Origin of the sequence: Amycolatopsis antarctica (assembly GCF_002262875.1) — a bacterium.
Classification (GTDB): Bacteria; Actinomycetota; Actinomycetes; order Mycobacteriales; family Pseudonocardiaceae; genus Amycolatopsis; species Amycolatopsis antarctica.
This window is the reverse complement of record NZ_NKYE01000008.1, coordinates 109,679-120,221: the sequence shown is the minus strand read 5'-3', so window position 1 is coordinate 120,221 and position 10,543 is coordinate 109,679. Positions and strand designations below refer to the sequence as shown.

The 10,543-nt window shown below is 70.8% G+C and carries 8 protein-coding genes; 5 read left to right on the top strand and 3 right to left on the bottom strand.

Annotated elements, in window-relative coordinates; translation table 11 throughout:
• Window positions 1-203: 203 nt before the first annotated feature.
• The 3 genes from CFN78_RS15105 to CFN78_RS15095 are packed head-to-tail and all read right to left on the bottom strand — an operon-like array spanning window position 204 to window position 3,135.
• Window positions 204-1,664, bottom strand: a complete 1,461-nt coding sequence (locus CFN78_RS15105; RefSeq protein WP_094863430.1) for a flavin-containing monooxygenase — start codon at window positions 1,662-1,664, stop codon at window positions 204-206.
• The gene (locus CFN78_RS15100; protein WP_094863429.1) at window positions 1,661-2,281 is read right to left on the bottom strand and encodes an acetoacetate decarboxylase family protein; all 621 of its coding nucleotides are present in this window, start codon (window positions 2,279-2,281) and stop codon (window positions 1,661-1,663) included. The genes CFN78_RS15105 and CFN78_RS15100 overlap by 4 nt, the downstream gene beginning before the upstream one ends.
• The gene (locus CFN78_RS15095) at window positions 2,278-3,135 is read right to left on the bottom strand and encodes an enoyl-CoA hydratase-related protein (protein WP_094863428.1); all 858 of its coding nucleotides are present in this window, start codon (window positions 3,133-3,135) and stop codon (window positions 2,278-2,280) included. The genes CFN78_RS15100 and CFN78_RS15095 overlap by 4 nt, the downstream gene beginning before the upstream one ends.
• Window positions 3,136-3,311: 176 nt before the next feature.
• Between CFN78_RS15095 and CFN78_RS15090 the strand changes: the two genes are divergently transcribed.
• From CFN78_RS15090 to CFN78_RS15070, 5 genes are all read left to right on the top strand, one after another.
• Window positions 3,312-4,103, top strand: coding sequence for a TIGR03084 family metal-binding protein (locus tag CFN78_RS15090; protein WP_094863427.1), 792 nt, complete (start codon window positions 3,312-3,314; stop codon window positions 4,101-4,103).
• A gap of 65 nt (window positions 4,104-4,168) precedes the next feature.
• Window positions 4,169-5,794, top strand: a complete 1,626-nt coding sequence (locus CFN78_RS15085) for an acyclic terpene utilization AtuA family protein (protein ID WP_476692354.1) — start codon at window positions 4,169-4,171, stop codon at window positions 5,792-5,794.
• Window positions 5,791-6,939 carry an acyl-CoA dehydrogenase family protein gene (locus CFN78_RS15080; protein ID WP_094863425.1) on the top strand — a complete coding sequence of 383 codons (1,149 nt, stop codon included), beginning with the start codon at window positions 5,791-5,793 and terminating at the stop codon, window positions 6,937-6,939. The genes CFN78_RS15085 and CFN78_RS15080 overlap by 4 nt, the downstream gene beginning before the upstream one ends.
• Complete coding sequence (locus CFN78_RS15075) at window positions 6,936-8,534, top strand: acyl-CoA carboxylase subunit beta (protein ID WP_165777564.1); 1,599 nt, start codon at window positions 6,936-6,938, stop codon at window positions 8,532-8,534. Before CFN78_RS15080 ends, CFN78_RS15075 begins: the two co-directional genes overlap by 4 nt.
• Before the next feature lie 4 nt (window positions 8,535-8,538).
• Window positions 8,539-10,533, top strand: coding sequence for an ATP-binding protein (locus CFN78_RS15070; RefSeq protein ID WP_094863424.1), 1,995 nt, complete (start codon window positions 8,539-8,541; stop codon window positions 10,531-10,533).
• Window positions 10,534-10,543: the final 10 nt, after the last annotated feature.

Genomic DNA, 10,543 nt, shown 5'->3' with positions numbered 1-10,543 from the left:
CGACACCGGCGAGGCGTTGGCGGAACCCTCCCGGCGGTTTCCCGCCGGCTTTCCTCGCCGGTGTCCAGAGACTACATCTTGGGGTCGACGTTCGCACATGCCCCAATATGCTGGCGTGTCCGGTGTTCCGGAGCACACTCGCAGTGACCTCCCCCAGGTGGGTCAGAGCCGCTGGTGCTCCTCCGGGGCGGGCCGGTCACGGGTCACCCGGGGGAGCCGATTTGGTAGTCGGCCGAGGCGAACCGGCGGGTTCGCCGACGGTACTCGCGGGTGCGTCCCGGCCAGTTGGTCACCACCCGTCCGTGGCTGTTGCGGTACCAGCTACTGCACCGGGTCCACACCGAGCGGGCGAGCCTTCCCTGTATCTCGGCGTCCCAGCGCCGCTCCACTTCGGGGCGCACCTCGGCGACCCGGCCACGCAGCCGGGTGACGGCGTCCCGGACGTAGCGCGCCTGGCTTTCCAGCATGTGGATGATCGATCCGCCACCGAGATTGGTATTGGGCCCGTAGAGCAGGAACATGTTGGGGAAACCGGGCACGCTGATGCCGAGGTGTGCCCGCGCGCCCTCCCGCCAGGTGTCGGCCAGCGGGATGCCGCCGCGGCCGGTGACCGTGATCGGCGCGAGCAGGTCGAGCGCGGCGAACCCGGTCCCGTAGACGATGACGTCGGCCTCGTGCAGGGTGCCGTCCGCGGTGCGCGGGCCGTCCGGAGTGATCTCGGTGATCCGCTCGGTGACCAGGGTGACGTTCTCCCGGCCGACGGCGGGCAGGTAGTCGTTGCTGAACAGCACCCGTTTGCAGCCGATCTCGTAGTCGGGTGTCAGCGCCGCGCGCAAACGGGGGTCGGCGACCGTGCGGCGCAGGTGCCGCGCGGTCTGCCAGCGGAACAACGGAATGAAACGCTGCCATACCGAAAGGCACTGCTGGGCGAACTCGGCGTACAGCCAGAAACCCAGCCGGTCGATTCCCTGAAGGGCCGGGATCATCCGGAAAGCCTTGTGGTGCCAGGGTTTGTACCGTCGGTCGCGTTTCGGCATGATGTGCTGAGCCGAACGCTGGAAAACCAGGAGGCGGTCCACCTCCGGCTGGATCTCCGGTACGAACTGGATGGCGCTGGCACCCGTTCCGACGACGGCGACACGTTTTCCGCGCAGGGCGCAGGAATGGTCCCATTCCGCGGAGTGGAAGGACTGGCCGCGGAAGGCGCCGATTCCCGGGATAGACGGCCACGCGGGGCGGGAGAGCTGGCCGACGGCGGGAACGAACACCCCGGCGGAGTAGGTCTCCCCGTGCGCGGTGGTGACCCGCCAGCGACCGGTGGACTCGTCGAATCCGGCCGAGGTGACCTCGGTGTCGTAGCGGATGTGCGGCAGGACGCCGAACCGTTCCGCCGTGCGCGCCAGGTAGTCGCGGATGTCGCGCTGCCCGGCGTAACGCCGTGGCCACGCGAGGTTCGGGGCGAAGGAGAAGGAGTACAGCGGCGAGGGCACGTCGCAGCCGGCACCGGGGTAGGTGTTGTCCCGCCAGACGCCGCCGAGTTCGCCTGCCCGCTCCAGCACCACGAAGTCCTCGATGCCGTGCCGGCGCAGTTCGATGGCCAGCGCGATGCCGCCGAAGCCCGCACCCACGATCAGCACCCGCGGCTCGGCCGAGGGGGCGGTCACGGCCGTGCGCCGAATCGCATGTCGAATCCGGACAGCGCGAGACTCAGTACCGGGCGGTGCCCGGCGAGATACCCGAGCGGGCCGTCCGGGTTGAACCGCCAGGCCGCGCGGGCGGTGGCGGGCCTGCCGGTGGCGGTCACCGGACTGTGCCGCACGCCCTCCGGTGCCGCCTGCGAGACCCGGAACGCCGAGGGTAGGCGCAGCGGCGAGCGCGGCCCCATGGTGAACCCCGCCGTGGCGATCCAGTCTCCGGACTCGGAGCCGACGGCGGTGAACGTCCGGTCCGGACCGAACTCCATCGTGGCGAGGTCCTTCGGGATCGCCCACAGTGCGCGCCCACCCGCGCGTGAGACCTCGCTGTCCACCCAGATCTCGGTGATGCACACGGACAGCCGGGGTCCATTGTGGACCATCACAGCGGCGAGCAGTTCGCGGTAGGCGAGTTGTCCCGACGGCTGGTAGTCGATCCACGCGGTCCCGGCGACGGCCCGCCCGGCGACCCGGGCGGGAGTGACGCCCGGCGGGATCCGCGGTAGCCGGGCGGCGGGAATCCGCCAGAGTGAGACTCGTGCCTCGCCGGCGAGGTGCCAGGGCTGCGGGGGATAGGCGGCGGTCACGGCTGCTCGTCACCGTTCGCCGTCGTCCACGGCAGGTAGCCGGGCAGATCGGAGTCGACGCGAAGCCGGAACTCGGGTGGCCGTTTCTGCAGGAAGGACATCACTCCCTCGACGGCGTCGCTGTTGCCGCCGAGTCCGCCGATGAGTCGGGAGTCCAGCTCGTGCACGGGGATCGGGGACTCCGCCGTCGACATCCGGTAGAGAAGCTGCCGGGTGACGGCGACGGAGACCGGAGCGGTGTTGGCTGCCAGATCGCGGGCGAGCTCGAAAGCCTTGTCCAGCAACTGGTCCCGCTCGTGCAGGCTGTGCACCAGCCCTGCCTGGTGTGCCTCCTGGGCGGGGAACACACGGCCGCTGATCATCCAGTCCATCGCCCGTCCCATGCCGACCAGGCGGGGCAGGAACCATGCCGAGGCACCTTCCGGGTAGATGCCCCGGCGGACGAAGACGAAGCCGAACCGGGCGTCGGTGCTGGCGAGCCGGTAGTCGGCGGAGAGGGTGATGGTGATGCCGCCGCCGATCGCGGCGCCCTGGATGGCGGCGATCACCGGCTTGTTCATCCGGAAGATCCGCTTCGAGCAACGCCCGGCGGGTTCCTGCCAGCCGGCGTCCGGGCCGGTCTCGGCAGCGAAGTCGAAGCCACCCTGGGAGAGGTCGGCGCCGACGCAGAAGTCCTTGCCTTCGGCGGAAAGCACGGCGACCCGGACGGTCTCGTCGTGGTCGGCCCGGTCGAAGGCGTCGCTCAGTTCGTCGGCCATCGTGACGGTGTAACCGTTGCGCGCGTCCGGCCGGTCGAGGGTGATGTGCGCGATCCGGTCGGTGACCGAATACGTGATGTCGGTGTAGTCGGGCACGCGACCTCCTCGGGTGGCTGCTCGGGTGAGTGCCTGGGGCGAAGGTATTGCACCAGTGCGTTGCTGGCAAAGCGCCAACAAGCTTTCCCGCCCGTGATGAGTAAAACAATCATGCGTGCTTGATTTTTTACTTGGCTGGTGCGAGTCTCGTCCGGTATCGACTGCGAGGAGGCGGCGTGGCGGACCTGGATGCCGTTCTGGCGGATCTGGCCGGAGAGAGCGCGGAGGTCGACGGGCTGGTCTCGGCGCTGCCGGGTCCCGACTGGGCGCGGGACACCCCGGCCGAGGGCTGGACGATCGCCCACCAGATCGCACACCTCGCCTGGACCGATCGCAAGTCGCTGGTCGCGGTACGCACCCCGGACGAGTTCCCGGCCGAGATCGAGAAGGCGGTGAGCGCGGGGGAGCGGTTCGTCGACGACGGTGCCGCCGAACTGGCCGGGACGCCGCCCGCGGAATTGCTGCGGCTCTGGCGAGACGGACGCGCGGACCTCTCCCGTGCGCTCGCCGCACTGCCCTCCGGGAGCCGGATCCCCTGGTACGGACCGCCGATGTCGGCCACCTCGATGGCCAGCGCGCGGATCATGGAGACCTGGGCGCACGGCCAGGACGTCGCCGACGCGCTGGGTGTCGTCCGGATGCCGACCGCCCGGCTGTGGCAGGTCGCCCGGTTCGGCGTCCGCACCCGCGACTTCGCGTTCAAGCTGCACTCGCTGGCCCCGCCGCCGGACGAGTTCCGGGTGGAGCTGACCACACCCGGCGGCGGCACCTGGACCTTCGGCCCCGAGGACGCGCCGCAGCGTCTCACCGGCAGCGCGCTCGACTTCTGCCTTCTCGTCACCCAGCGGCGGCACCGGGACGACACCGGCCTGCGCGCCGAGGGCGAGGAGGTGACCGAGTGGCTCGGTATCGCACAGGCGTTCGCGGGGCCGCCCGGTGAGGGGCGGGATCCGGCGGTGCCCGCGTGAGCGTCGCCCTGCGGATCGGCAACGCCTCCGGCTTCTACGGCGACCGGTTCTCCGCCGTCGGCGAGATGCTCACCGACGGTCCGCTCGACGTGCTCACCGGCGACTACCTCGCCGAGCTGACCATGCTGATCCTCGGCCGCGACCGGCTCAAGGATCCGGCTCGCGGCTACGCGAAGACCTTCCTGCGCCAGCTCGAGGAGAACCTGGGCCTGGCCAAGGACAAGGGCGTGCGGATCGTGGTCAACGCGGGGGGGCTGAACCCGGCGGGACTGGCCGCGGCCCTGCGCGAACTGGCGGCGCGGACCGGTGTGGACGCCCGGATCGCCCACGTCGAGGGCGACGACCTGCTTCCGCGCGCCGCCGATCTCGGCCTCGGCTCCCCGCTGACGGCGAACGCCTACCTCGGAGCCTGGGGCATCGCCGCCTGCCTCGACGCGGGGGCGGACGTCGTGGTCACCGGCCGGGTCACCGACGCCTCCCTGGTGGTCGGCCCGGCCGCCAGCCACTTCGGCTGGGGCCCGGGGGACTACGACGCGCTCGCCGGTGCCGTCGTCGCCGGGCACGTCATCGAGTGCGGAACACAGGCCACCGGCGGCAACTACGCGTTCTTCGGCGAACACGAGGTCACCCGCCCCGGGTTCCCGATCGCCGAACTGCACGCCGACGGTTCGAGTGTGATCACCAAGCACGAGGGCACCGGCGGAGCGGTCACCGTCGGCACCGTCACCGCGCAACTGCTCTACGAGATCACCGGCGCCCGGTACGCCGGCCCGGACGTCACCACCCGCTTCGACACCCTGCGACTGGACGGGGACGGCCCCGGCCGTGTGCGGATCACCGGTGCCACCGGCGAACCACCGCCGCCCGAGCTCAAGGTCTGCCTGAACCGGCTCGGCGGATTCCGCAACGAGGTGACCTTCGTCCTCACCGGACTCGACATCGACGCCAAGGCGGAACTGGTCCGGCGCCAGCTCGACGAGGCGCTCTCGACGCGACGGCCCATCGAGGTGCGCTGGACGCTGGCCCGCACCGACCGCGCCGACGCCGGTACCGAGCAGGAGGCCAGCGCGCTGCTGCACTGCGTCGTCAAGGATCCCGACGCAGAGGTGGTGGGGCGCGCGTTCAGCGGGGCCGCCATCGAGCTGGCACTCGCCAGTTATCCGGGCTTCCACGTCACCGCGCCGCCGGCGGCCGCCGCGCCGTACGGCCTCTACGAGGCCGCCTATGTGGACCGCGCCGAGGTACCGCACCGTGCGTTGCTTCCCGATGAGTCCACCGTGGACATCGATCCCTCCGCGGACACCGCCGCACTGTCCGATGCGGACGAGCCCACCGTGCCCCTGCCGGCACCGGACGGGCCCACCCGACGTGCTCCGCTCGGCCTGGTCGCGGGCGCGCGCAGCGGCGACAAGGGCGGGGACGCGAACGTCGGCGTCTGGGTGCGCGGAGAGAAGGCGTTCGCCTGGCTGGCGGAGACGCTCACCGTCGCCGAGTTCCGGCGGCTGCTGCCGGAGACCGCGGAACTGACCGTCCGCCGGTACGTGCTGCCGAACCTGATGGCGCTGAACTTCGTCGTCGAGGGACTGCTCGGCGGCGGCGTCGCCACCCAGGCCCGGTTCGACCCGCAGGCGAAAGCGCTCGGTGAATGGCTTCGCTCGCGGGAACTCGACATCCCGGAGGAGCTGCTGTGACCGACCCCTTCCGCACACCCGAACGGCTCGCGCTGCGCAAGACCGTGCGCGCCTTCGTCGAGTCGGACGTCCTGCCCCACCTGGACGACTGGGAGCGAGCCGGTGAACTGCCCCGCTCCCTGCACCGGCGTGCGGGCGAGCTGGGACTGCTCGGTGCGGCGTTCCCCGGCTCCGCGGGCGGTGGCGACGGTGACTACCTCGACGCGCTCACCATCACCGAGGAGATCCACTACGCGGGCGGCTGCGGCGGGCTCATCGCCTCGCTGTTCACCTGTGGTATCGCCGTACCGCACCTGGTCTCCGCCGGTGATGCGGAGCAGATCCGCCGCTGGGCGGCCCCCACTCTGGCCGGCGAGCTGATCGGCTCGCTGGCCGTCACCGAGCCCGACGGCGGCTCCGACGTCGCCTCGGTGCACACCACGGCGCGCCGGGACGGTGAGCACTACCTCGTCAACGGCGCCAAGACCTACATCACCTCCGGCTGCCGCGCGGACTTCGTCACCACCGTGGTGCGCACCGGCGGCGAGGGCGCACCTGGCCTGTCCCTGCTGGTCGTCGAACGCGGAACACCCGGCTTCACCGTCAGCCGCAAGCTGGAGAAGATGGGCTGGCACTGTTCCGACACCGCGGAACTGTCCTACGTGGACGTCCGGGTGCCGGCGGCGAACCTGGTGGGGCCGGAGAACACCGGCTTCACGCAACTCGCGACGCACTTCGTCACCGAGCGCCTGTCGCTGGCGGTGCAGGCGTACGCCACCGCACAACGGGCGCTGGATCTGACGCTGGACTGGTGCCGGTTGCGGGAGAGTTTCGGCCGTCCACTGATCTCCCGGCAGCTCGTACAGCACAAGCTCACCGAGATGGCGCGCAAGGTCGACCTCGCCCGCACCTACACCCGGCATACCGCGCTACGTCACGTCGCGGGCGAGGAGGTGGTCGCCGAGGCCTGCTTCGCCAAGAACACCGCCGTCGAACTGGGGGAGCAGGTGGTGCACGAGGCCGTCCAGTTGCACGGCGGACTCGGCTACATGCGGGAGTCCGAAGTGGAACGCCACTACCGCGACATCCGGATCCTCGGCATCGGCGGCGGCACGAACGAGATCCTGGACGGCCTGGCGGCGAAGCGATTGGGGTACACCGCATGACCATTCTGCGGTCCACTGTGGACTCAAAATCCGGCGAGTTCGCCGAGAACCGCGATTCCATGCTGGGCAAGCTCACCGAGATCGAGGCCGAGCACGCCAAGGCGGTGGCCGGCGGTGGCGAGAAGTACGTACAGCGCCACCGGGATCGCGGCAAACTCCTGGCGCGCGAACGCGTCGAGCTGCTGCTGGACCAGGACTCGCCGTTCCTGGAACTCTCCCCGCTGGCCGCGTACGGATCCGACTTCACCGTCGGCGGCAGCCTGGTCACCGGCATCGGCGTGGTCGAGGGCGTCGAGTGCATGATCATCGCCAGCGACCCGACGGTGAAGGGCGGGGCGATGAACCCGTCCGGGCTGAAGAAGGGGTTCCGCGCGGCCGACATCGCACACCAGAACCGGCTGCCGACGATCAATCTCGTCGAGTCCGGCGGTGCGGATCTGCCGACGCAGAAGGACATCTTCATCCCCGGCGGCCGCACCTTCCGCGGCCTGACCCGTTCCTCGGCGGCCCGCGTCCCGACGATCGCGCTGGTCTTCGGCAACTCCACCGCGGGTGGTGCGTACCTTCCGGGGATGTCGGACTACGTCGTCATGGTCGCCGAGCGGGCGAAGGTGTTCCTCGCGGGCCCGCCGCTGGTGAAGATGGCGACGGGCGAGGAGTCCGACGACGAGTCGCTGGGCGGTGCCGAGATGCACGCGAGGGTCTCCGGCCTCGCCGACTACCTCGCGACCGACGAGCGGGACGCGATCCGCCTCGGCCGCGACATCGTCAAACGCCTCAACTGGCACAAGCACGGACCGGTGCCCGCCGCCGGCTACGACGAGCCGCGGTACGACGCCGAGGACCTGCTCGGTATCGTGCCGCCCGACCTCAAGGTGCCTTTCGACCCGCGCGAAGTGATCGCCCGTGTCGTAGACGGGTCCGACTTCGACGAGTTCAAACCCCTGTACGGCAACAGCCTGGTGACCGGCTGGGCGAGCGTGCACGGCTATCCGGTGGGCGTCATCGCCAACGCCAGGGGCGTGCTGTTCAGCGAGGAGGCGCAGAAGGCCACCCAGTTCATCCAGCTCGCCAACCAGTCGGACACCCCGCTGCTGTTCCTGCACAACACCACCGGCTACATGGTCGGCAAGTCCTACGAGCAGAACGGGATCATCAAACACGGCGCGATGATGATCAACGCGGTGTCCAACTCGACCGTGCCGCACATCTCGCTGCTGATCGGTGCCTCCTACGGCGCGGGGCACTACGGCATGTGCGGCCGCGCCTACGACCCCAGATTCCTTTTCGCGTGGCCGACGGCTAAATCGGCGGTGATGGGCGCCGCGCAGCTCGCCGGGGTGCTCTCCATCGTGGCGCGGCAGTCCGCCGAGAGCCGGGGCCAGGACTACAGCGAGGAGAACGACGCCGCCATGCGCGCCATGGTGGAGGGCAAGATCGAAGCGGAGTCCCTGCCGATGTTCCTGTCCGGGATGCTCTACGACGACGGCATCATCGACCCCCGCGACACCCGCACCGTCCTCGGGATGAGCCTGTCGGCCGTCCACACGGGACCCGTCAAGGGCGCCGAGGGCTTCGGCGTCTTCCGGATGTGAGCGCATGATCACGAACCTGCTGGTGGCCAACCGTGGCGAGATCGCGCTGCGGGTCTTCCGCACCTGCCGTGACGCCGGGATCGGCACCGTCGCCGTCCACTCCGACGCCGACACGGACTCCCCGCACGCCCGCCGCGCCGACGCCGCCGTCCGGCTTCCCGGTGACAGCCCGGCCGACACCTACCTGCGCGCCGATCTGGTCGTCGAGGCCGCCCGGGCCGCCGGGGCGGACGCCGTGCATCCCGGATACGGCTTCCTGTCGGAGAACGCGGCGTTCGCGCGGGCCGTGCTCGACGCCGGGCTCACCTGGGTCGGCCCCTCGCCGCGGGCGATCGAGGTGATGGGGTCCAAAGTGGAGTCCAAGCGGCTGATGGCCGCCGCGGGCGTACCGGTGCTCACCGAACTCGCCCCGGACGCTGTCTCCGCCGCCGAGTTCCCCTTGCTGGTCAAGGCTTCCGCCGGTGGCGGTGGGCGCGGCATGCGCGTGGTGCGCGAACCCGGCGAGCTCGCCGAGGCCGTGGCGAGTGCGAGCGCGGAGGCGGCGTCGGCGTTCGGCGACGGCACGGTGTTCTGTGAGCCCTACCTGGAGACCGGCAGGCACATCGAGGTGCAAGTGCTGGCCGACCAGCACGGCACGGTGTGGGCGCTCGGTGAACGCGAGTGCTCGATCCAGCGCAGGCACCAGAAAGTCGTCGAGGAGGCGCCCTCGCCATTGGTCGACGAGGCGATGCGGGAGAAACTGTTCTCCGCCGCCAGGGCCGCCGCGAAGGCGATCGACTACGTCGGCGCGGGAACCGTGGAGTTCCTGGCCGCACCCGACGGCCGGTTCTACTTCCTGGAGATGAACACCCGCCTGCAGGTCGAGCACCCGGTCACCGAGGCGACCACGGGCGTCGACCTGGTGGAACTGCAACTGCGGGTCGCCGAGGGCGAGTCCCTGCCCGCCGACCCTCCACAGTGCACCGGCCATGCCATCGAGGTCCGGCTCTACGCCGAGGATCCGGCCGCGGACTGGCAACCGCAGAGTGGCACCCTGCACCGCTTCCAGGTGCCCGGCGTGGTCGCGGAGTTCACCGGCCCGGCGCGGCACGGCATCCGCCTGGACAGTGGCGTCACCAGTGGGTCGGTGATCGGCGTGCACTACGACCCGATGCTGGCCAAGGTGATCGCCTGGGGACCGAACCGGGCCGCCGCGGCGCGCACCCTCGCCTCGGCACTGGCCGGAGCGACCGTGCACGGCGTCGTCACCAACCGCGACCTTCTGGTGAACGTGCTGCGCGACAAGGACTTCCTGGCCGGATCGGCCGACACCTCGTTCTTCGCGAGCAAGGGCCTGGACGTGATCGCCCGGCCGCTGGCCGACCAGGACACCGTGCGGCTCTCGGCCCTGGCCGCCGCGCTCGCCGCGGCCGCGGGCAACCGCCAGGACGCCCGGGTGCTGGGCAGGCTGCCCAGTGGCTGGCGGAACCTGCCGTCCACCTCCCAGCGGCGCACCTACCTGCACGAGGGCACCGAGTACGAGATCGAGTACCTGCTGACCCGCTCGGGCCTGAGCTGCGAGGCCCTGCCCGGCGTCGCACTCGCCGATTCGGCGCCCGGGGCCGTCACCCTCGTCGTCGGCGGTGTGCGCAGGCGGTTCGCCGTCGGAACGTACCCCGGCCTGGTCGTGGTCGACTCCCCACTCGGTTCGGTGCGGCTCACCCCCGTGCCGCGGTTTCCCGATCCGGACGCCGCGCTCGCCGCCGGTTCGCTGCTCGCCCCGATGCCCGGCACCGTCCTGCGCGTGGCGGTCGCCGAGGGCGACACGGTGACCGCCGGAACGCCGATGGTGTGGCTGGAGGCGATGAAGATGGAGCACCGGATAGCCGCCCCGGCCGACGGCGTGGTCACCGGCCTGCCCGTCGAAGTGGGACAGCAGGTCGAACTCGGCGCGGTGCTGGCCGTGGTGACACCCGAGGCCGGTACACCGGAGGTTGCGACACCCGAAGACGCGGCATGACACCCCGCTC

Coding starts and splice junctions, on each gene's coding strand:
- CFN78_RS15085 (WP_476692354.1), top strand. CDS start 4,169: ATGCTCACCGACGGTCCGCTCGACGTGCTCACCGGCGACTACCTCGCC.
- CFN78_RS15075 (WP_165777564.1), top strand. CDS start 6,936: ATGACCATTCTGCGGTCCACTGTGGACTCAAAATCCGGCGAGTTCGCC.
- CFN78_RS15070 (WP_094863424.1), top strand. CDS start 8,539: ATGATCACGAACCTGCTGGTGGCCAACCGTGGCGAGATCGCGCTGCGG.